General features: G+C 42.2%; 1 protein-coding gene. It reads left to right on the forward strand.

Going from position 1 to position 26,882, the window contains the following annotated elements:
- The first annotated feature begins 145 nt into the window (after positions 1-145).
- Positions 146-26,878 (forward strand): SdrD B-like domain-containing protein, encoded by a 26,733-nt coding sequence (locus AAT17_RS13325; RefSeq protein WP_157539262.1) that lies wholly within the window; start codon positions 146-148, stop codon positions 26,876-26,878.
- Positions 26,879-26,882 lie beyond the last annotated feature (4 nt).

A 26,882-nucleotide genomic window follows, 5' to 3' on the forward strand; every position in this document is an offset into this window, starting at 1 on the left:
CTGGGTTTTTCTTCGTCGGGATGTTGTTACAAGTATTTTTGCAATTTGGAATAGAACAAGCTATTCTGTTTTTATGATAATTATTTCATTTACAATGAGTTTTAATTTTCCCTCTAACCTAAAATTCAATGGTAACATTATCTATGTGTTACTATTATTATTCATTCTTAATCCTAGTTCAGTTTTTGCTGATGGAACTAAGCAGTTGATGCCTTCTGCGACAGGAGTGGAGCCAGCAAATGGTACAGCTCTCTACATAACAAGAGGTCAGTTTGGTCCTTATGTTAACGCGCCTAATTCTAGCAGATTGCGTTTTACTATTGCTAACGCTGCTACTGAAAACCTTTATTTTGGAGTGTTTTCAAGGCAGAGGCTAGACGCAGCTAATCATCCAGAGCTGGGAGAGTTTACTTATTATCGTATTTACGACCAGAGTGGTACGTTAGTTGAAGGGGTAAATCCCGCCGGTGTGCAGGTAGGAACATTGTCAGGTAGATTTGATGATGGTGCTGGAGCAAACCCAATCGCGGGAGATGCAGGATTTGTATCAAATTACACAGAGGCTTTTAACGGTCCAAACGGTGTAGGTGGAGTTACAAATGGTTACAACCCTTATGTATTTAACCCTACAACCGCGGGAAATTATTATATTGAATTTTATGTAAGTACCGATGGTGGTGCCACTCCATTTACTTTTGGAAATGGAGATCCGGCTATTTTCTTTTTTCCATATTTTGATTTTACTGTGGGATCTACAACCTCTGCAATTCCAGGAAGAATATGGTCTGATAAATGGTCGTTAATTGGTTATCAAAATCAGGATGCTGATGGTGATATAGGTACTCCAAATGTACCTAATCCTACACTAGATGCATCTGTTGAGGGTGAGTTTTACGCGTATACTGATGATCAGGTAATTGTTAAAGTGGATTTTTTACCAGGATTTAGGCCATTAGCCTATGAGTTGTCTATGAATAGATTTGGTGTTGTTGATGATGATGATAATCCAGCGAATGATTTTCTTTTAACACGAAGATCTGTAAATAGACCTTCCAATACTTCTCCTAATTTAGACAATGGGTATCCGGTTTTTTTAACCGTCCCAGATCAATCTGTATTTGTACCTGCTCCACAAGCAGATCCGATATTAACTGGTGAGATTTTTGGTTGTCCTGGTAACTATTACATCCCTTATACTTTGGATGCGCCTGCAGATGTTGCTCTTTTAGTAGATTTTGACGGTAATGGGGTTTTTGATGCAAATACTCGGGATGTAGTTCTTGAAGCATTTGAACAGCCAGTAGGTGATAACTTGCTTTTTTGGGACGGGTTAGATGGGTTTGGTGATATAGCCGAAGCAGGTGTAAGCATAAGCTTAAAGTTAGTGTCATTTAGAGGTAGGACCAATGTTCCTATGTATGATGCGGAATTCAATTTAAATGGTTTAACCATGGAGTCTGTGACTCCTACTTTAGCAAGTCAAAAACTCTTCTGGGACGATTCACAATTAACAGCCTTTGGAACTTGTGTTGACGCCTCAACTCAAAATACTGCAAATACAACTACAGGATCATTTGTAAATACTAATTTATTAAATGGTAATGTAGGACCAGGACACGCATGGAATGGTTCAAATCCGGGTAATACGGTACCTGCAACTGCTGGTGCTAGTGAAGGTACTAATACTCCGACGCTATTGTGTGATGATTATGGAAATATCAGGGTTATAAACACTTGGTTTTATGGTTCTGAGGTAGAATCCTCTGTGGTGCAATTAGTTGTTCCGTCATGTGATCAAGATGGTGATGGGGTTCATGATCTTGTTGATATTGATGATGACAATGATGGGATTCCAGATATAGTGGAACTAGAAAATGTTAATGCTAACGATCCTCTTGGAGATGACGATGGTGATGGATTGTTAAATTATTTTGATCCATCTAATGGTCCAGGAACGGATGGTCCTTCCAGTTCAAACTTTGTTGATAACAATAATGATGGTGTAAGTGATTTATATGATACTGACGGTGATGGAATTATAGACCAGTTTGATTTAGATGCTGATGGAGATGGTGTCCCTGATAATGTTGAAGCTCAAGGTACTTTAGGGTATATAGCTCAAGGTGGTTTAACAGATACTGACGGTGATGGTTTGGTGGATACTTATGATCCTGATTGTAACGGTTCGTCCACTACTAGTGCTAGTGGTAATGCTGTTTCAGGATTTACCTACGGAGGTAACCAGGATATTACGCCAGCATTAGGGACACCCGAAGCTAATGGTGTTGCTGCTACTAATCTTAATGGAGTTCGTCTTAGAAATACTGGTTCTGCAGGTGAAACTCAAGGTCCATTAACTTTAGAATTTGATAGAGGACTACCAGTAGGGACTACAATTACTTTTTCAATTGCAAATGATATTGGTGCAGGTGATAGTATGAATATCACTCTTGGTTCACAGGTGATCTCTAATTATAATACGGGTGGAGCTGCTGATTCCTATGTTCAATTTAATGTTATTACTACAAGTTCAACATCATCTGTATTTTTCGAATTAAACTCAGGTGGGTTTAGAATAGGCGGAGTTAGCTATAGTTTCACTTCTGCTACCTGTTCAAATGGTTTTGCTGTGTTACCTGTGGATACAGATTTTGATGGGGTACCTGATTATAAGGATTTGGATTCTGATAATGATTCAATTAACGATACAACTGAAAATAATTTTGCTCTATCTGGAAACGATACAGATTTTGATGGATTAGATGATACTATTGATGCTACGTCTGGTTATCAAGATCCTAATGGTAATATAGATAATCCATCATCATTACCTGATAATGATGGTGATGTTAATGGTGGTGGTGATGTGAATTACCGTGATACAACTGCTAGCGTTGATTCCGATAACGATGGAATTTTTGACGAAGTAGATTTAGATGATGATAATGATGGTATTTTAGATACCGACGAATGTTATGTTGAACCAACGGCTACTGGCCCTTATACAAGTACAAATACCACTTTCTCCTTTTCTGGTTCTGGTGGGAATAATAATGCAAATTTGCAATCTGTTACATTAGATGGGACTACTTATAATGATTTTATTGTTCCAGATTTATATACAGAGAATTTCAACTCTACAAGTGATAATGTTGTGTATGAAGTTCTTAATGGTACAAGTGGCCAAGGTACAGGTCCTACTGGAGATAATATTTCGAATCCTAACTGGGAACAAATTATTTTACCAGCCTTTCAATCAAGAAATTTTAATTATTTCCAAGGACTTTCTGGAGCTGTTTTAGATACTGATTTCTATACACTCAGTTACAATGTTCCAATTTCTGTTTCAGGAGAATCTTTCTTATTAGTTTCTGAAAGAAATGGGAATAACACTTTTGATATTGAAGCATTTGATGCACAAGGAAATAGCTTTGGTCAACTAAATGTAGTACTTACTGATTATATAAATACAGGTATTAATACTTCGGTTGGTCAGCCAATTAATATAGCAATTTATCCATTAGCACAGCTTGCGCCCGCAGGTTCTGTAATAAAGTCTATTAATGTTTCTCCAGGAGCAGATGGAGATGGAGGCGATGGAAAAGTGTTTATTCTTAATGGAGGTTCAACTTGTCCAGATACAGATGGTGACGGGATAATAGATAGTTTAGATGTTGACGCAGATAATGATGGTATTTATGACGCGGTAGAAGCTGGTCATAATGAAGTCAATACTGACGGTCGATTAACTGGTCCTGTTGGTGTTGATGGTGTTCCTAATAGTGTTCAAGATCCTGGCGATGCTGATAATGGGATTGTTAACTATGAATTAGTTAACTCTGATGGTATAGATAATTTTGATTTTCAAGATACTGACTCTGATAATGATGGATGTTCTGATGCTAATGAGGCTTACAACAATAGTTCTGCTGATGGAGGAGATGGTGGTGCCTATGGTTCAGGTATCCCACCAACGAATTCTTCAAATGGTGCTGTTCTCGCAGCTAGTTATGCACAACCAGCTGATTCTAATTCGAATACTGTACCAGATTATACCGAGATAGGACCTGATACAGATGGTGATGGGATCATAGATGCATGTGATGATGTTGATGACCGTCCAGATACTGATGGTGATGGAGTGCCGAATGTTGTAGATATTGATGATGATAATGATGGTATTTTGGACGTGGTTGAATGTAAGGATGAGTCTACATTGGACTGGAGCGTAAATACTTGGGCCGCCGGCACACTTAGTAACTCTTATTCAGTTGATTCTAGAGATGTTAATATAACTGTAGTTGACCCTAACGATGCATTGCTTAATTCGCCTAATCTGCCTATTTCAGGTGCTTTTTATCAAGGTGGACAACCATCTGTACCGCAAACTCTTATTTCAGGTTTCGACCTACAAACATTAGGAGCAACAGGTACTGTAACTTACACGATCGATTTTAATAGTGAGTCCTTTAACAATGTAGCGTTTACTTTATTGGATGTAGACGGAGAGTTAGGTTCAATAAGACGAAAAGAAAGATACACTATAACTGGTTTTAATGGAGCTTCTCAGGTTTTACCAAATATAGTTCCAGCAGGAACCCAAGAGGTTATAGGTAATTCTGTTCTAGGCGTTGATCCAGTTGCCCCAACTGGTGCTGCATCAGGAGCAGGAAATGTAAATATATCATTTTCCGCACCAGTAGATACTATCACTATTGTTTTTGATGTTACTGATGATTCTGTGATCAACCCAGGTTCCGAGCCAGGATTTAGTATTGGGAATATTCGCTTTTCTTCATGTGATTTTGATAATGATGGTATACAAGATTTATTGGATCAGGATAGTGATAATGATGGTATCACGGATAATGTAGAAGCTCAAGATACTGCTGGCTACATACAACCATCTGGTATAGATAGTGATGGGAATGGTTTAGATGATGCTTATGAAACTACTCCAGGAAGTGGAGAAGGGCTTACGCCAGAAAATACAGATGGAGATCCAAATCCTGATTATGTTGATTTAGATAGTGACAATGATAATGTCCCAGATGCTACCGAAGGTTCTGATTTTAATAACGATGGTAGTCCTGATACTACTCCTAGTGAAAATGATATTGATAATGATGGACTCGACGATGCGTTTGACGGTGATACAACGGGATATGGAGATCCTAATGGTACTCCTGTAACAAATGATCCTGGTAATGAATTAAATAATACAGATGGTACTGATCAACCAGATTATAGAGATACCGATGACGATAACGATTCACTTTTGACATCTGGAACTGGAGAGGATACCAATAATGATAATGACCCTACAAATGATGACGAAGATTTAGATGGAGTTCCAAATTATCTTGATCAAGATGATACAGATGGTGATGGGGTTCCTGACACCGTAGATATCGATGACGACAATGATGGTATTCTAGATATTAATGAAGATGCTAATTTGGACGGTGATAATAACCCATTTACTAATCCTTCAGATCAGGATGGTGACGGTATACCTAACCATTTGGATTTAGATTCTGATGGTGATGGTATTCCTGATAATAATGAGGCTCAAACTACTTTAGGTTATATTGATCCGTTAGTAAACGATGCAGATGGAGATGGAATTCCAGATGTTACAGCAAATGGTTTACCTACTGCTTATAATCAAAATAACGATGAGCTTGGATTATTGCCAGTAAATACAGATACGGTCGACCTTCCTGATTATCTGGATCTAAATTCTGACAATCAAGGTGGGAATGATACTGTTGAAGCTGGATTAACTTTATCAGGTAATGATTCCGATAATGACGGTTTGGACGATGCAGTTGATCAAACACCTACCTATGCTGATCCTAATGGTAATATAGATGATACTGCTAACTTACCAGATACCGATGGCGATTTAAATTCTGGAGGTAATGTAGACTTCAGGGATCGCAGTTTACCAAATGACGAAGATGGTGATGGAGTTGTAGATAGAGATGACTTAGATGATGATAATGACGGAATTACCGATATCACAGAAGGTTTTGAGTTTTACACAGATAATTCTACAACTTGTACTGGTCAAACTTACAATTTTAATGGAGGTACGTTAATCTCAGGTACGGCAGGTCAAGTAGGAGCTAGATACAGATTTTCTGGAGTTCGCGCAGGAATTGATGCTATTGTTGAAATTACACAAAGATCTACTGGAGCAACATTAAATTCTATTGATAATGCTTCTGGAGATGCAAATGCATGGCAGCCTGTAATTAATTATTCTGCAGCATCCTCTGGTGATTTAACAGTTACCTTCAATGTTCAATTGGTAGATGCTGGAACTACTAATCTTACTGTTGTTAATAGAATTAGTGGATTTATTCAGGATGTTGACAGCGACGGGTCAGGTAGAATTAGAGAATTCTATAGATTAAGGAATTTAGTGGGTTATTCATTAAATAATCCTACGAATATTATTGCAACAAATCTTACTGGTGGAGTAACTCAATTTAGAGCAAACGGGACTGGTTCTGCTCCGATTGAACCTATAGATACCGATGCGAGATATAAAGTATTCTTCCAGCGTCAAGATGTTAATCAATTCGAATATGTAATTGGTGTAACAAAAAATATTAATGCTGCACAAAGTAGATTCTATAGTGTTCAATTCGATGAATGTGTTATAGATGACTTCGGTGGTGAACCAACTGTAGTAATTATCAATGCCCCAGATATAGATGGAGATGGAATTCCTAATCATTTAGATCCAGATTCTGATGGTGATGGATGTTCTGATACTGTAGAAGCTGGTTTTATTGATGCTTTCGCGAAAGCGCAGGAAGATGGAATCCTTGGTAATTTAGCTCCTGAAACAGTGAACAGTAGTAATGGTCTTGTTACTAGCGGTGAATCAGGAGAAGGTTATACCGAACCAGCAGATTTAAATTCTAACGGAACACCAGATTTTCTCGAAGCTGGTTTCGCAGAAGCTTGTTCAACTCAGTTAGAAATTACTAAAACAAGTACATTTGATCCTGCAACAGGAGTTATTAGCTATACCTATATAGTTCAAAATATAGGTTCTAGTTTTGCTTTTGATGTAACGGTTTCAGAGTCTGCTGGACTATTTACAGGTACAAACACACCTTTGCCTACTCCAGCTTATCAATCGGGAGGAACCAATGAAGATGGTGAAGGAGATGCTATTGATTTAAGACCAGGAGCCTCTGCTACCTTTACAGCGGTTTATACGATTAATCAACAAGATATTAATTCAGGTCAAGTAGATAATCAAGCTATTGCCAATGCAGTTGATGATAATGGAGATCCAATTTCAGATGTTTCTGATGACGGTAACGATGGCGATGGTAATACAGAGGATGATATTACCGAAACTATATTAGGTTCAGGTAACCTTGAAGGAGTTGTGTATAATGACATTAATGGTAATGGAACTTTTGATACTGGAGATGTTCTTCTTTCTAATGTTGATGTAGTTATTACTCCTACAAATGGTGATCCAGTAACGGTTCAAACCAATGCAAGTGGTCAATTCACTGCAACGGTGTTATCTGGCGATGCTACCGTAGATATCGACGATGCAGATCTACCAGTAGGATTTGTACAAACAGAAGGAACTGATCCTACGGATGTAACAGTAACGGCTGGAGCAACAACGACAGAAGAAGACAACGGATTCAATGTACCAGGCACGGTAACAGGAGTAGTTTATAATGATGTAAACGGAAACGGGACACAAGATGCAGGCGAGCCAGGCATAGAAAACGTAGAAGTTACGATTACGGACAGTGCAGGTCAAGCAGTAACCGTTCAGACGGATGCAACAGGAACTTACACGGCTCAAGTAGCAGCACCAGGCACAGCAAGCGTAGATATCGATGATGCAGATCTACCAGTAGGATTTGTACAAACAGAAGGAACTGATCCTACGGATGTAACAGTAACGGCTGGAGCAACAACGACAGAAGAAGACAACGGATTCAATGTACCAGGCACGGTAACGGGAGTAGTTTATAATGATGTAAACGGAAACGGGACACAAGATGCAGGCGAGCCAGGCATAGAAAACGTAGAAGTTACGATTACGGACAGTGCAGGTCAAGCAGTAACCGTTCAGACGGATGCAACAGGAACTTACACGGCTCAAGTAGCAGCACCAGGCACAGCAAGCGTAGATATCAATGATGCAGATCTACCAGTAGGATTTGTACAAACAGAAGGAACTGATCCTACGGATGTAACAGTAACGGCTGGAGCAACAACGACAGAAGAAGACAACGGATTCAATGTACCAGGCACGGTAACGGGAGTAGTTTATAATGATGTAAACGGAAACGGGACACAAGATGCAGGCGAGCCAGGCATAGAAAACGTAGAAGTTACGATTACGGACAGTGCAGGTCAAGCAGTAACCGTTCAGACGGATGCAACAGGAACTTACACGGCTCAAGTAGCAGCACCAGGCACAGCAAGCGTAGATATCAATGATGCAGATTTACCAGTAGGTTTTGTACAAACAGAAGGAACTGATCCTACGGATGTAACAGTAACGGCTGGAGCAACAACGACAGAAGAAGACAACGGATTCAATGTACCAGGCACGGTAACAGGAGTAGTTTATAATGATGTAAACGGAAACGGGACACAAGATGCAGGCGAGCCAGGCATAGAAAACGTAGAAGTTACGATTACGGACAGTGCAGGTCAAGCAGTAACCGTTCAGACGGATGCAACAGGAACTTACACGGCTCAAGTAGCAGCACCAGGCACAGCAAGCGTAGATATCGATGATGCAGATTTACCAGTAGGATTTGTACAAACAGAAGGAACTGATCCTACGGATGTAACAGTAACGGCTGGAGCAACAACGACAGAAGAAGACAACGGATTCAATGTACCAGGCACGGTAACGGGAGTAGTTTATAATGATGTAAACGGAAACGGGACACAAGATGCAGGCGAGCCAGGCATAGAAAACGTAGAAGTTACGATTACGGACAGTGCAGGTCAAGCAGTAACCGTTCAGACGGATGCAACAGGAACTTACACGGCTCAAGTAGCAGCACCAGGCACAGCAAGCGTAGATATCGATGATGCAGATTTACCAGTAGGATTTGTACAAACAGAAGGAACTGATCCTACGGATGTAACAGTAACGGCTGGAGCAACAACGACAGAAGAAGACAACGGATTCAATGTACCAGGCACGGTAACAGGAGTAGTTTATAATGATGTAAACGGAAACGGGACACAAGATACAGGCGAGCCAGGCATAGAAAACGTAGAAGTTACGATTACGGACAGTGCAGGTCAAGCAGTAACCGTTCAGACGGATGCAACAGGAACTTACACGGCTCAAGTAGCAGCACCAGGCACAGCAAGCGTAGATATCGATGATGCAGATCTACCAGTAGGATTTGTACAAACAGAAGGAACTGATCCTACGGATGTAACAGTAACGGCTGGAGCAACAACGACAGAAGAAGACAACGGATTCAATGTACCAGGCACGGTAACGGGAGTAGTTTATAATGATGTAAACGGAAACGGGACACAAGATGCAGGCGAGCCAGGCATAGAAAACGTAGAAGTTACGATTACGGACAGTGCAGGTCAAGCAGTAACCGTTCAGACGGATGCAACAGGAACTTACACGGCTCAAGTAGCAGCACCAGGCACAGCAAGCGTAGATATCGATGATGCAGATCTACCAGTAGGATTTGTACAAACAGAAGGAACTGATCCTACGGATGTAACAGTAACGGCTGGAGCAACAACGACAGAAGAAGACAACGGATTCAATGTACCAGGCACGGTAACGGGAGTAGTTTATAATGATGTAAACGGAAACGGGACACAAGATGCAGGCGAGCCAGGCATAGAAAACGTAGAAGTTACGATTACGGACAGTGCAGGTCAAGCAGTAACCGTTCAGACGGATGCAACAGGAACTTACACGGCTCAAGTAGCAGCACCAGGCACAGCAAGCGTAGATATCAATGATGCAGATTTACCAGTAGGTTTTGTACAAACAGAAGGAACTGATCCTACGGATGTAACAGTAACGGCTGGAGCAACAACGACAGAAGAAGACAACGGATTCAATGTACCAGGCACGGTAACAGGAGTAGTTTATAATGATGTAAACGGAAACGGGACACAAGATGCAGGCGAGCCAGGCATAGAAAACGTAGAAGTTACGATTACGGACAGTGCAGGTCAAGCAGTAACCGTTCAGACGGATGCAACAGGAACTTACACGGCTCAAGTAGCAGCACCAGGCACAGCAAGCGTAGATATCGATGATGCAGATTTACCAGTAGGATTTGTACAAACAGAAGGAACTGATCCTACGGATGTAACAGTAACGGCTGGAGCAACAACGACAGAAGAAGACAACGGATTCAATGTACCAGGCACGGTAACGGGAGTAGTTTATAATGATGTAAACGGAAACGGGACACAAGATGCAGGCGAGCCAGGCATAGAAAACGTAGAAGTTACGATTACGGACAGTGCAGGTCAAGCAGTAACCGTTCAGACGGATGCAACAGGAACTTACACGGCTCAAGTAGCAGCACCAGGCACAGCAAGCGTAGATATCAATGATGCAGATTTACCAGTAGGTTTTGTACAAACAGAAGGAACTGATCCTACGGATGTAACAGTAACGGCTGGAGCAACAACGACAGAAGAAGACAACGGATTCAATGTACCAGGCACGGTAACAGGAGTAGTTTATAATGATGTAAACGGAAACGGGACACAAGATGCAGGCGAGCCAGGCATAGAAAACGTAGAAGTTACGATTACGGACAGTGCAGGTCAAGCAGTAACCGTTCAGACGGATGCAACAGGAACTTACACGGCTCAAGTAGCAGCACCAGGCACAGCAAGCGTAGATATCGATGATGCAGATTTACCAGTAGGATTTGTACAAACAGAAGGAACTGATCCTACGGATGTAACAGTAACGGCTGGAGCAACAACGACAGAAGAAGACAACGGATTCAATGTACCAGGCACGGTAACGGGAGTAGTTTATAATGATGTAAACGGAAACGGGACACAAGATGCAGGCGAGCCAGGCATAGAAAACGTAGAAGTTACGATTACGGACAGTGCAGGTCAAGCAGTAACCGTTCAGACGGATGCAACAGGAACTTACACGGCTCAAGTAGCAGCACCAGGCACAGCAAGCGTAGATATCGATGATGCAGATTTACCAGTAGGATTTGTACAAACAGAAGGAACTGATCCTACGGATGTAACAGTAACGGCTGGAGCAACAACGACAGAAGAAGACAACGGATTCAATGTACCAGGCACGGTAACAGGAGTAGTTTATAATGATGTAAACGGAAACGGGACACAAGATGCAGGCGAGCCAGGCATAGAAAACGTAGAAGTTACGATTACGGACAGTGCAGGTCAAGCAGTAACCGTTCAGACGGATGCAACAGGAACTTACACGGCTCAAGTAGCAGCACCAGGCACAGCAAGCGTAGATATCGATGATGCAGATTTACCAGTAGGATTTGTACAAACAGAAGGAACTGATCCTACGGATGTAACAGTAACGGCTGGAGCAACAACGACAGAAGAAGACAACGGATTCAATGTACCAGGCACGGTAACGGGAGTAGTTTATAATGATGTAAACGGAAACGGGACACAAGATGCAGGCGAGCCAGGCATAGAAAACGTAGAAGTTACGATTACGGACAGTGCAGGTCAAGCAGTAACCGTTCAGACGGATGCAACAGGAACTTACACGGCTCAAGTAGCAGCACCAGGCACAGCAAGCGTAGATATCGATGATGCAGATTTACCAGTAGGATTTGTACAAACAGAAGGAACTGATCCTACGGATGTAACAGTAACGGCTGGAGCAACAACGACAGAAGAAGACAACGGATTCAATGTACCAGGCACGGTAACAGGAGTAGTTTATAATGATGTAAACGGAAACGGGACACAAGATACAGGCGAGCCAGGCATAGAAAACGTAGAAGTTACGATTACGGACAGTGCAGGTCAAGCAGTAACCGTTCAGACGGATGCAACAGGAACTTACACGGCTCAAGTAGCAGCACCAGGCACAGCAAGCGTAGATATCGACGATGCAGATCTACCAGTAGGATTTGTACAAACAGAAGGAACTGATCCTACGGATGTAACAGTAACGGCTGGAGCAACAACGACAGAAGAAGACAACGGATTCAATGTACCAGGCACGGTAACAGGAGTAGTTTATAATGATGTAAACGGAAACGGGACACAAGATGCAGGCGAGCCAGGCATAGAAAACGTAGAAGTTACGATTACGGACAGTGCAGGTCAAGTAGTAACCGTTCAGACGGATGCAACAGGAACTTACACGGCTCAAGTAGCAGCACCAGGCACAGCAAGCGTAGATATCGATGATGCAGATCTACCAGTAGGATTTGTACAAACAGAAGGAACTGATCCTACGGATGTAACAGTAACGGCTGGAGCAACAACGACAGAAGAAGACAACGGATTCAATGTACCAGGCACGGTAACAGGAGTAGTTTATAATGATGTAAACGGAAACGGGACACAAGATGCAGGCGAGCCAGGCATAGAAAACGTAGAAGTTACGATTACGGACAGTGCAGGTCAAGTAGTAACCGTTCAGACGGATGCAACAGGAACTTACACGGCTCAAGTAGCAGCACCAGGCACAGCAAGCGTAGATATCGATGATGCAGATCTACCAGTAGGATTTGTACAAACAGAAGGAACTGATCCTACGGATGTAACAGTAACGGCTGGAGCAACAACGACAGAAGAAGACAACGGATTCAATGTACCAGGCACGGTAACAGGAGTAGTTTATAATGATGTAAACGGAAACGGGACACAAGATGCAGGCGAGCCAGGCATAGAAAACGTAGAAGTTACGATTACGGACAGTGCAGGTCAAGTAGTAACCGTTCAGACGGATGCAACAGGAACTTACACGGCTCAAGTAGCAGCACCAGGCACAGCAAGCGTAGATATCGATGATGCAGATCTACCAGTAGGATTTGTACAAACAGAAGGAACTGATCCTACGGATGTAACAGTAACGGCTGGAGCAACAACGACAGAAGAAGACAACGGATTCAATGTACCAGGCACGGTAACAGGAGTAGTTTATAATGATGTAAACGGAAACGGGACACAAGATGCAGGCGAGCCAGGCATAGAAAACGTAGAAGTTACGATTACGGACAGTGCAGGTCAAGCAGTAACCGTTCAGACGGATGCAACAGGAACTTACACGGCTCAAGTAGCAGCACCAGGCACAGCAAGCGTAGATATCGATGATGCAGATCTACCAGTAGGATTTGTACAAACAGAAGGAACTGATCCTACGGATGTAACAGTAACGGCTGGAGCAACAACGACAGAAGAAGACAACGGATTCAATGTACCAGGCACGGTAACAGGAGTAGTTTATAATGATGTAAACGGAAACGGGACACAAGATGCAGGCGAGCCAGGCATAGAAAACGTAGAAGTTACGATTACGGACAGTGCAGGTCAAGCAGTAACCGTTCAGACGGATGCAACAGGAACTTACACGGCTCAAGTAGCAGCACCAGGCACAGCAAGCGTAGATATCGATGATGCAGATCTACCAGTAGGATTTGTACAAACAGAAGGAACTGATCCTACGGATGTAACAGTAACGGCTGGAGCAACAACGACAGAGGAGAACAACGGATTCAATGTACCAGGCACGGTAACAGGAGTAGTTTATAATGATGTAAACGGAAACGGGACACAAGATGCAGGCGAGCCAGGCATAGAAAACGTAGAAGTTACGATTACGGACAGTGCAGGTCAAGCAGTAACCGTTCAGACGGATGCAACAGGAACTTACACGGCTCAAGTAGCAGCACCAGGCACAGCAAGCGTAGATATCGATGATGCAGATCTACCAGTAGGATTTGTACAAACAGAAGGAACTGATCCTACGGATGTAACAGTAACGGCTGGAGCAACAACGACAGAGGAGAACAACGGATTCAATGTACCAGGCACGGTAACAGGAGTAGTTTATAATGATGTAAACGGAAACGGGACACAAGATGCAGGCGAGCCAGGCATAGAAAACGTAGAAGTTACGATTACGGACAGTGCAGGTCAAGCAGTAACCGTTCAGACGGATGCAACAGGAACTTACACGGCTCAAGTAGCAGCACCAGGCACAGCAAGCGTAGATATCGATGATGCAGATCTACCAGTAGGATTTGTACAAACAGAAGGAACTGATCCTACGGATGTAACAGTAACGGCTGGAGCAACAACGACAGAAGAAGACAACGGATTCAATGTACCAGGCACGGTAACAGGAGTAGTTTATAATGATGTAAACGGAAACGGGACACAAGATGCAGGCGAGCCAGGCATAGAAAACGTAGAAGTTACGATTACGGACAGTGCAGGTCAAGCAGTAACCGTTCAGACGGATGCAACAGGAACTTACACGGCTCAAGTAGCAGCACCAGGCACAGCAAGCGTAGATATCGACGATGCAGATCTACCAGTAGGATTTGTACAAACAGAAGGAACTGATCCTACGAATGTGACAGTAACGGCTGGAGCAACAACGACAGAAGAAGACAACGGATACTTTATAGTTGATTCAAATCTTGCCCTTGAAAAAACTAGCGGAGGCGTAGTTGATACTAATGGAAATGGTATTACCGATGCAGGAGACACTATCACATATAGCTTTACCGTAATTAACAATGGTAATGTTCAAGTCGAGAACTTGGTTATTAACGATAATACAATTGGATTAATTAATGCTATTGTAACACCGTCTACGTTACTACCTGGACAAACAGGAACTATAGTAGATCAGGTTTACACCTTAACGGCTTCGGATATTGCTGCAGGTGTAGTAATCAACACCGCAGTTGTTGATGGTGATTCGATAGATCCTAATGGTGATCCAGCAGGTCCTGTTAGCGATGATAGTGATGACCCTAATAATCCAGCAAACGTTAACCCAGATGCTGACACTGATCCTGATGATCCTACCATAACTAATTTAACGGCAGGTGGTATCTTAAATGGTGTTGTGTTTGATGATGAAAATGGTAATGGTGTTCAGGATGTAGGAGAATTTGGAATAGGAGGAGTTACAATCGATATAACTAACTCCGATGGTACAACACAGCAAGTTATTACTAATCCTGATGGTAGTTGGTCGGTTGTAGTTCCAGCAGGAGTTACCACTTCAAATATTGATGAAACGACCCTACCAAATGGGACAGAGGTTCAAACAGCTGGTACTGATCCTACAACAACTAATGTTGCAGCAGGTACAAGTGTAGGCGAGCCTGCAGATGGTTTCCAAACACCTGAACCTAACTTAAGCTTAGATAAGGTTGCTAGCGCGGTCGCAGATGTTAATGGAAATGGATTTATTGATGCAGGTGATACAATTACATATTCCTTTACTGTTACTAATAATGGAAATGTACAAGTCCAGAATATTGTAATTGATGATGCAATTATTGGTGTATCAGGATTAGTGATTACTCCTTCTGTGTTAAATGCAGGTGACGTTAGTAATGTTGTAACTACAAACTACACGTTAACAACAAGTGATATAATAAACGGTAGTATAATAAACACGGCAACTGCTACTGGTGAGGCTTTGGATTCAAATGGTACGAGTCTAGGAAATGTATCCGATGACTCTGATGATCCTAACGATCTTACTGGTCAAGACATAGATAGTGACGGTGATGAAGAGGACCCTACATTCGTAGATTTGAGCTCTCCTAATCTCGCTTTCGCGAAAGCGGACTCATATACCGATAGTAATGGTAACGGTATAGCAGATGTCGGTGATATTGTTACTTATTCATTTACAGTTCAGAATACTGGAAACACTGTTGTGACAAATGCAAGTATTAATGATACAACAATTGGAGTGGCTAATTTACCAGTAGTACCAGCTACCTTGAATCCAGGTGATATAGGGACTGCATCTTTTGATTATTCGCTTACAGCAAGTGATATTGCCAATGGACAAATAATTAACTCGGCAACGGTTACTGCTCAAACTACGGATTCTCAAGGAAATGCATTGCCTAATGTTTCTGATGTTTCAGATGATCCTGATGATCTTACAAATGTAGATACTGATTCTGACGGAGATTTTGAAGACCCAACTATTTTCAATATTCCTCAAGAAGGAATCTTAAACGGATTAGTCTTTGAGGACTTAAACGGAGATGGATTACAGAATGCAGGCGAGCCAGGCTTAGGTGGTGTAGATGTAGTAGTTACAGATTCAAACGGAGTTGTACAAGTAGTTACAACTCAGCCAGACGGAAGTTGGTCAGTGGTAGTTCCATCAGGAGATACGACAACCGATATAGACGAGTCTACATTACCAGCAGGCACTGATATTCAGACAGCCGGAACAGATCCAACGACTACAACAGTAGGATCAGGATCAAATGTAACCGAGCCAGCTGATGGATTCTTTACAGCAGAGGCAAACTTATCTTTAGAGAAAGTAAGCGGAGGAGTAGTAGATGCTAATGGGAATGGTATTACAGATGCAGGAGACACGATTACCTACAGCTTTACAGTGACCAATAATGGTAACGTGTTAGTAGAGAATGCAGTAATCAGTGATGCTTTACTAGGTTTAGTAAATGAGCCAGTAGTTCCAAGTACATTAGCTCCAGGCGCAGTAGGAAGTATAGCAGATCAGGTTTACACGTTAACGGCAGCAGATATAGCAAACGGAAGTGTAACCAATACAGCGGTATCAGAAGCAGACGCTATAGATCCAAATGGAGATCCATTAGGACCTGTGAGCGATGACAGTGATGATCCAAACAATGTGAATGATGTAGATCCAGACGCAGATGGCGACCCAGATGATCCAACGGTGACACCTTTAGATCAGAATGGAATCTTAAACGGATTAGTCTTTGAGGACTTAAACGGAGATGGAGTACAGAATGCAGGCGAGCCAGGCTTAGGTGGTGTAGATGTAGTAGTTACAGATTCAAACGGAGTTGTACAAGTAGTTACAACTCAGCCAGACGGAAGTTGGTCAGTGGTAGTTCCATCAGGAGATACGACAACCGATATAGACGAGTCTACATTACCAGCAGGCACTGATATTCAGACAGCCGGAACAGATCCAACGACTACAACAGTAGGATCAGGATCAAATGTAACCGAGCCAGCTGATGGATTCTTTACAGCAGAAGCAAACTTATCTTTAGAGAAAGTAAGCGGAGGAGTAGTAGATGCTAATGGGAATGGTATTACAGATGCAGGAGACACGATTACCTACAGCTTTACAGTGACCAATAATGGTAACGTATTAGTAGAGAATGCAGTAATCAGTGATGCCTTACTAGGTTTAGTAAATGAGCCAGTAGTTCCAAGTACATTAGCTCCAGGCGCAGTAGGAAGTATAGCAGATCAGGTTTACACGTTAACGGCAGCAGATATAGCAAACGGAAGTGTAACCAATACAGCGGTATCAGAAGCAGACGCTATAGATCCAAATGGAGATCCATTAGGACCTGTGAGCGATGACAGTGATGATCCAAACAATGTGAATGATGTAGATCCAGACGCAGATGGAGATCCAGATGATCCAACGGTGACACCTTTAGATCAGAATGGAATCTTAAACGGATTAGTCTTTGAGGACTTAAACGGAAATGGAGTACAGAATGCAGGCGAGCCAGGTTTAGGTGGTGTAGATGTAGTAGTTACAGATTCAAACGGAGTTGTACAAGTAGTTACAACTCAGCCAGACGGAAGTTGGTCAGTGGTAGTTCCATCAGGAGATACGACAACCGATATAGACGAGTCTACATTACCAGCAGGCACTGATATTCAGACAGCCGGAACAGATCCAACGACTACAACAGTAGGATCAGGATCAAATGTAACCGAGCCAGCTGATGGATTCTTTACAGCAGAGGCAAACTTATCTTTAGAGAAAGTAAGCGGAGGAGTAGTAGATGCTAATGGGAATGGTATTACAGATGCAGGAGACACGATTACCTACAGCTTTACAGTGACCAATAATGGTAATGTATTAGTAGAGAATGCAGTAATCAGTGATGCTTTACTAGGTTTAGTAAATGAGCCAGTAGTTCCAAGTACATTAGCTCCAGGCGCAGTAGGAAGTATAGCAGATCAGGTTTACACGTTAACGGCAGCAGATATAGCAAACGGAAGTGTAACCAATACAGCGGTATCAGAAGCAGACGCTATAGATCCAAATGGAGATCCATTAGGACCTGTGAGCGATGACAGTGATGATCCAAACAATGTGAATGATGTAGATCCAGACGCAGATGGCGACCCAGATGATCCAACGGTGACACCTTTAGATCAGAATGGAATCTTAAACGGATTAGTCTTTGAGGACTTAAACGGAGATGGAGTACAGAATGCAGGCGAGCCAGGTTTAGGTGGTGTAGATGTAGTAGTTACAGATTCAAACGGAGTTGTGCAAGTAGTTACAACTCAGCCAGACGGAAGTTGGTCAGTGGTAGTTCCATCAGGAGATACGACAACCGATATAGACGAGTCTACATTACCAGCAGGCACTGATATTCAGACAGCCGGAACAGATCCAACGACTACAACAGTAGGATCAGGATCAAATGTAACCGAGCCAGCTGATGGATTCTTTACAGCAGAGGCAAACTTATCTTTAGAGAAAGTAAGCGGAGGAGTAGTAGATGCTAATGGGAATGGTATTACAGATGCAGGAGACACGATTACCTACAGCTTTACAGTGACCAATAATGGTAACGTGTTAGTAGAGAATGCAGTAATCAGTGATGCTTTACTAGGTTTAGTAAATGAGCCAGTAGTTCCAAGTACATTAGCTCCAGGCGCAGTAGGAAGTATAGCAGATCAGGTTTACACGTTAACGGCAGCAGATATAGCAAACGGAAGTGTAACCAATACAGCGGTATCAGAAGCAGACGCTATAGATCCAAATGGAGATCCATTAGGACCTGTGAGCGATGACAGTGATGATCCAAACAATGTGAATGATGTAGATCCAGACGCAGATGGCGACCCAGATGATCCAACGGTGACACCTTTAGATCAGAATGGAATCTTAAACGGATTAGTCTTTGAGGACTTAAACGGAGATGGAGTACAGGATGCAGGTGAGCCAGGCTTAGGCGGTGTAGATGTAGTAGTTACAGATTCAAACGGAGTTGTACAAGTAGTTACAACTCAGCCAGACGGAAGTTGGTCAGTGGTAGTTCCATCAGGAGATACGACAACCGATATAGACGAGTCTACATTACCAGCAGGCACTGATATTCAGACAGCCGGAACAGATCCAACGACTACAACAGTAGGATCAGGATCAAATGTAACCGAGCCAGCTGATGGATTCTTTACAGCAGAGGCAAACTTATCTTTAGAGAAAGTAAGCGGAGGAGTAGTAGATGCTAATGGGAATGGTATTACAGATGCAGGAGACACGATTACCTACAGCTTTACAGTGACCAATAATGGTAACGTGTTAGTAGAGAATGCAGTAATCAGTGATGCTTTACTAGGTTTAGTAAATGAGCCAGTAGTTCCAAGTACATTAGCTCCAGGCGCAGTAGGAAGTATAGCAGATCAGGTTTACACGTTAACGGCAGCAGATATAGCAAACGGAAGTGTAACCAATACAGCGGTATCAGAAGCAGACGCTATAGATCCAAATGGAGATCCATTAGGACCTGTGAGCGATGACAGTGATGATCCAAACAATGTGAATGATGTAGATCCAGACGCAGATGGCGACCCAGATGATCCAACGGTGACACCTTTAGATCAGAATGGAATCTTAAACGGATTAGTCTTTGAGGACTTAAACGGAGATGGAGTACAGGATGCAGGTGAGCCAGGCTTAGGCGGTGTAGATGTAGTAGTTACAGATTCAAACGGAGTTGTACAAGTAGTTACAACTCAGCCAGACGGAAGTTGGTCAGTGGTAGTTCCATCAGGAGATACGACAACCGATATAGACGAGTCTACATTACCAGCAGGCACTGATATTCAGACAGCCGGAACAGATCCAACGACTACAACAGTAGGATCAGGATCAAATGTAACCGAGCCAGCTGATGGATTCTTTACAGCAGAGGCAAACTTATCTTTAGAGAAAGTAAGCGGAGGAGTAGTAGATGCTAATGGGAATGGTATTACAGATGCAGGAGACACGATTACCTACAGCTTTACAGTGACCAATAATGGTAACGTGTTAGTAGAGAATGCAGTAATCAGTGATGCTTTACTAGGTTTAGTAAATGAGCCAGTAGTTCCAAGTACATTAGCTCCAGGCGCAGTAGGAAGTATAGCAGATCAGGTTTACACGTTAACGGCAGCAGATATAGCAAACGGAAGTGTAACCAATACAGCGGTATCAGAAGCAGACGCTATAGATCCAAATGGAGATCCATTAGGACCTGTGAGCGATGACAGTGATGATCCAAACAATGTGAATGATGTAGATCCAGACGCAGATGGCGACCCAGATGATCCAACGGTGACACCTTTAGATCAGAATGGAATCTTAAACGGATTAGTCTTTGAGGACTTAAACGGAGATGGAGTACAGAATGCAGGCGAGCCAGGTTTAGGTGGTGTAGATGTAGTAGTTACAGATTCAAACGGAGTTGTACAAGTAGTTACAACTCAGCCAGACGGAAGTTGGTCAGTGGTAGTTCCATCAGGAGATACGACAACCGATATAGACGAGTCTACATTACCAGCAGGCACTGATATTCAGACAGCCGGAACAGATCCAACGACTACAACAGTAGGATCAGGATCAAATGTAACCGAGCCAGCTGATGGATTCTTTACAGCAGAGGCAAACTTATCTTTAGAGAAAGTAAGCGGAGGAGTAGTAGATGCTAATGGGAATGGTATTACAGATGCAGGAGACACGATTACCTACAGCTTTACAGTGACCAATAATGGTAATGTATTAGTAGAGAATGCAGTAATCAGTGATGCTTTACTAGGTTTAGTAAATGAGCCAGTAGTTCCAAGTACATTAGCTCCAGGCGCAGTAGGAAGTATAGCAGATCAGGTTTACACGTTAACGGCAGCAGATATAGCAAACGGAAGTGTAACCAATACAGCGGTATCAGAAGCAGACGCTATAGATCCAAATGGAGATCCATTAGGACCTGTGAGCGATGATAGTGATGACCCAAACAATGTGAATGATGTAGATCCAGACGCAGATGGCGACCCAGATGATCCAACGGTGACACCTTTAGATCAGAATGGAATCTTAAACGGATTAGTCTTTGAGGACTTAAACGGAGATGGAGTACAGAATGCAGGCGAGCCAGGCTTAGGTGGTGTAGATGTAGTAGTTACAGATTCAAACGGAGTTGTACAAGTAGTTACAACTCAGCCAGACGGAAGTTGGTCAGTGGTAGTTCCATCAGGAGATACGACAACCGATATAGACGAGTCTACATTACCAGCAGGCACTGATATTCAGACAGCCGGAACAGATCCAACGACTACAACAGTAGGATCAGGATCAAATGTAACCGAGCCAGCTGATGGATTCTTTACAGCAGAGGCAAACTTATCTTTAGAGAAAGTAAGCGGAGGAGTAGTAGATGCTAATGGGAATGGTATTACAGATGCAGGAGACACGATTACCTACAGCTTTACAGTGACCAATAATGGTAACGTATTAGTAGAGAATGCAGTAATCAGTGATGCATTACTAGGTTTAGTAAATGAGCCAGTAGTTCCAAGTACATTAGCTCCAGGCGCAGTAGGAAGTATAGCAGATCAGGTTTACACGTTAACGGCAGCAGATATAGCAAACGGAAGTGTAACCAATACAGCGGTATCAGAAGCAGACGCTATAGATCCAAATGGAGATCCATTAGGACCTGTGAGCGATGATAGTGATGACCCAAACAATGTGAATGATGTAGATCCAGACGCAGATGGCGACCCAGATGATCCAACGGTGACACCTTTAGATCAGAATGGAATCTTAAACGGATTAGTCTTTGAGGACTTAAACGGAGATGGAGTACAGAATGCAGGCGAGCCAGGCTTAGGTGGTGTAGATGTAGTAGTTACAGATTCAAACGGAGTTGTACAAGTAGTTACAACTCAGCCAGACGGAAGTTGGTCAGTGGTAGTTCCATCAGGAGATACGACAACCGATATAGACGAGTCTACATTACCAGCAGGCACTGATATTCAGACAGCCGGAACAGATCCAACGACTACAACAGTAGGATCAGGATCAAATGTAACCGAGCCAGCTGATGGATTCTTTACAGCAGAGGCAAACTTATCTTTAGAGAAAGTAAGCGGAGGAGTAGTAGATGCTAATGGGAATGGTATTACAGATGCAGGAGACACGATTACCTACAGCTTTACAGTGACCAATAATGGTAATGTATTAGTAGAGAATGCAGTAATCAGTGATGCTTTACTAGGTTTAGTAAATGAGCCAGTAGTTCCAAGTACATTAGCTCCAGGCGCAGTAGGAAGTATAGCAGATCAGGTTTACACGTTAACGGCAGCAGATATAGCAAACGGAAGTGTAACCAATACAGCGGTATCAGAAGCAGACGCTATAGATCCAAATGGAGATCCATTAGGACCTGTGAGCGATGATAGTGATGACCCAAACAATGTGAATGATGTAGATCCAGACGCAGATGGCGACCCAGATGATCCAACGGTGACACCTTTAGATCAGAATGGAATCTTAAACGGATTAGTCTTTGAGGACTTAAACGGAGATGGAGTACAGAATGCAGGCGAGCCAGGCTTAGGTGGTGTAGATGTAGTAGTTACAGATTCAAACGGAGTTGTACAAGTAGTTACAACTCAGCCAGACGGAAGTTGGTCAGTGGTAGTTCCATCAGGAGATACGACAACCGATATAGACGAGTCTACATTACCAGCAGGCACTGATATTCAGACAGCCGGAACAGATCCAACGACTACAACAGTAGGATCAGGATCAAATGTAACCGAGCCAGCTGATGGATTCTTTACAGCAGAGGCAAACTTATCTTTAGAGAAAGTAAGCGGAGGAGTAGTAGATGCTAATGGGAATGGTATTACAGATGCAGGAGACACGATTACCTACAGCTTTACAGTGACCAATAATGGTAACGTGTTAGTAGAGAATGCAGTAATCAGTGATGCTTTACTAGGTTTAGTAAATGAGCCAGTAGTTCCAAGTACATTAGCTCCAGGCGCAGTAGGAAGTATAGCAGATCAGGTTTACACGTTAACGGCAGCAGATATAGCAAACGGAAGTGTAACCAATACAGCGGTATCAGAAGCAGACGCTATAGATCCAAATGGAGATCCATTAGGACCTGTGAGCGATGACAGTGATGATCCAAACAATGTGAATGATGTAGATCCAGACGCAGATGGCGACCCAGATGATCCAACGGTGACACCTTTAGATCAGAATGGAATCTTAAACGGATTAGTCTTTGAGGACTTAAACGGAGATGGAGTACAGAATGCAGGCGAGCCAGGCTTAGGTGGTGTAGATGTAGTAGTTACAGATTCAAACGGAGTTGTACAAGTAGTTACAACTCAGCCAGACGGAAGTTGGTCAGTGGTAGTTCCATCAGGAGATACGACGATAGATGTTACTGATCCAACTGGTACAGTATTAACAACAGTGGGAAGTGATCCCGAAACAGTTACTGTTGTGGCTGGTACAACTAACAGTAGTACAGATGATGGATATCAAGGTCAAGGAACTGTAACAGGATTTGTGTTTGAAGACATAAATAATGATGGGTTATATGATCCAACTGTTGATAATTTATTCCCTGCCGGTACACTAGTTAATTTGACTGATGTTAATGGCGTTGTAACTACAGTGACGGTAGATGCTACTGGTAACTGGACGGCTACAGTCCCTTCTGGAGATTATAATGTGGACGTAGTTGATCCATCAGGTTATATTTTATCTACCATTGGATCAGATCCAGAGAGTATAACGGTAGTGACTAATACAACTGTTACAACTACAGATGATGGATTTATACTTGAAACAGGTTCCATACAAGGGCACGTGTATAATGACTTAAATAACAACGGCGTTCAAGATCCTGGTGAACCAGATCTTGCAGGTGTAAATGTCATCGTAACTGATAGTTTAGGAAATACCCAAATTGTCGTGACTGATAGTAATGGTGATTATACAGTTACAGTAACCGGAGGACAGGATGTTACTATTGATATAGATGAAGCTACATTACCTGCCGGAGCTATTTTAAGTGAAGGTACAGATCCAACTACAGTAACTGTGATTTCTGGTACTACTGTATTTGAGGAAAATAATGGTTATTATATCCCAGGAGTAGTTACAGGTCACTTGTATGAAGATTTAAATGGTAATGGAGTACAGGATGCTGGTGAACCAGATTTAGTTGGTGTAGATGTGGTAATTACTGATAGTAACGGTAACATACAAATTGTTACTACGGATGTTAATGGAGATTATTCTGCGTTGATTTTAACACCTGGTAATGTGGTTGTAGATATTGATGACAATTCGCTACCATTAGGTTTTGTACAAACAGAAGGTACCGATCCTACAACCGTTGTTGTAACATCAGGTAGTACTGTTTTCGAAGAGAACAACGGTTTCAATATACCATCTGTAATTACAGGTCATCTATATGATGACGTTAATGGCAACGGCGTGCAAGATCCAGGAGAACCAGATTTAGCAGGAGTAACTGTGATAATAACAGATTCTTTAGGTATGGTGCAGACTGTAGTTACTGATGTTAACGGTGATTATACAGTAAATGTCTCTGCTCCTGGAGCGACAATTATAGATATTGATGAAACTACTTTACCAGTAGGAGCTGTTCAAACAGAAGGAACAGATCCTACAACGGTGATAGCTGTTTCAGGAGTAACGGTATTTGAAGAAAACAATGGTTTCAATGTTCCAGGAACTGTGTCTGGTACTATCTATGATGATGTCAATGGTAATGGAGTTCAAGATCCAGGTGAGCCTGGATTATCAGGTGTCATAGTAGTCATTACAGATTCACTAGGTAATATAGTTACAGTGGTTACAGATGCAAATGGAAATTACACAGCAGTAGTTTCGGCACCTGGTAATGCTACAGTAGATATAGATGAAGCAACACTACCGGTAGGTGCCATTCAAACACAAGGAACCGATCCAACTGTTGTAACCGTAGTCTCTGGCATTGATACGTTTGAAGAAAATAATGGTTATAATACACCAGCAACCGTAACAGGTCACTTATATGAAGACCTAAATGGTAATGGAGTTCAAGATCCAGGAGAGCCAGATCTTGCAGGAGTAACTGTAGTTATAACTGATTCTGATGGAAATATTCAAACTGTAATTACAGATAATAATGGAGATTATACTGCAACAATTGTGGTACCTGGAGATGTTGTGATTGATATTGATGAAACTACGTTACCTGCAGGTGCAACCCTTACAGAAGGAACAGATCCTACAACTGTAACAGTAACAGCAGGTGCGACAGTGTTTGAAGAAAATAATGGTTTCAATATTCCAGGGACTATTTCAGGACACGTTTATCTGGATTCAAATGGAAATGGAATTCAAGATCCTGGAGAACCTGATCTTGCAGGAGTAAGTGTAATTATAACCGATTCTGAAGGGAATACTCAAACTGTAATTACAGATGCAAATGGTGATTATGTGGCTACCGTAATAGCAGCAGGAGATGCTATTGTAGATATAGATGAAACAACATTGCCAAATAGTGCTTCACAAACAGAAGGGACAGATCCTACAACTGTAACAGTAATTTCAGGTGTAGATGTGTTTGAAGAGAACAACGGTTACAACTATCCAGATAATGATGGAGATGGAATACCAGATGTTGATGATATTGATGATGACAATGATGGTATTATTGATATTCTTGAAGGTAATGGTGATAGTGATGGAGACGGAATTCCAGACTGGTTTGATTTAGACAGTGATGGAGATGGTATTCCTGATAATGTTGAAGGTCAATCAACAGCTGGGTATGTGGAGCCTTCTGGAGTTGATTCTGATGGAAATGGATTAGATGATGCGTACGAAAACACACCAGGATCTGGAGAGGGAATTATGCCAATAGATTTTGATGGTGATGGACTTCCTGATTATCTAGATGAAGATTCTGACGATGATGGAGTTCCTGATAGTACAGAAGGTTTTGATTACGATAATGATGGTCAGCCAGATGTTACGCCTTCAGGAAATGATGCAGATAATGATGGTCTTGATGATGCGTTTGATAGCACACCTAATGGTGGTTATGACGATGCAAATGGAGCATTTGTGGACAGTGATCCTCGCAATGATCTTAATAATACAGATGGGGATGAGGAGCCAGATTATAGAGATTTAGATGATGATAACGATGATATTATTACAGGTCCAGATTTAATAAATGGAGACTTTGATAATGATGGAATCCCAGATTATCTAGATTCAGACCCAAGAAAAATTAAGATTTTTAATGGAGTTACACCAGATGGTGATGGACGTAACGATTTCTTCATCATTCAAGGAATCGAGAATTTTGAAAACACGGTTAGTATTTTCAACCGTTGGGGTGTAGAGGTTTATAATACTGAGAACTATAACAATGGTAACCGTGCATTTAGAGGTATATCAGAAGGTAGAGTGACAGTAGCACAAGGCGAGAAATTACCAGAAGGAACATACTTCTACGTAATTGAGTACATCAATGATCAGAATGAGACAGTTCAATTAGCTGGCTATCTTTATATTAATAGATAAATCA

The organism is Nonlabens sp. MIC269, from assembly GCF_001430865.1.
Taxonomy (GTDB): Bacteria; Bacteroidota; Bacteroidia; order Flavobacteriales; family Flavobacteriaceae; genus Nonlabens; species Nonlabens tegetincola.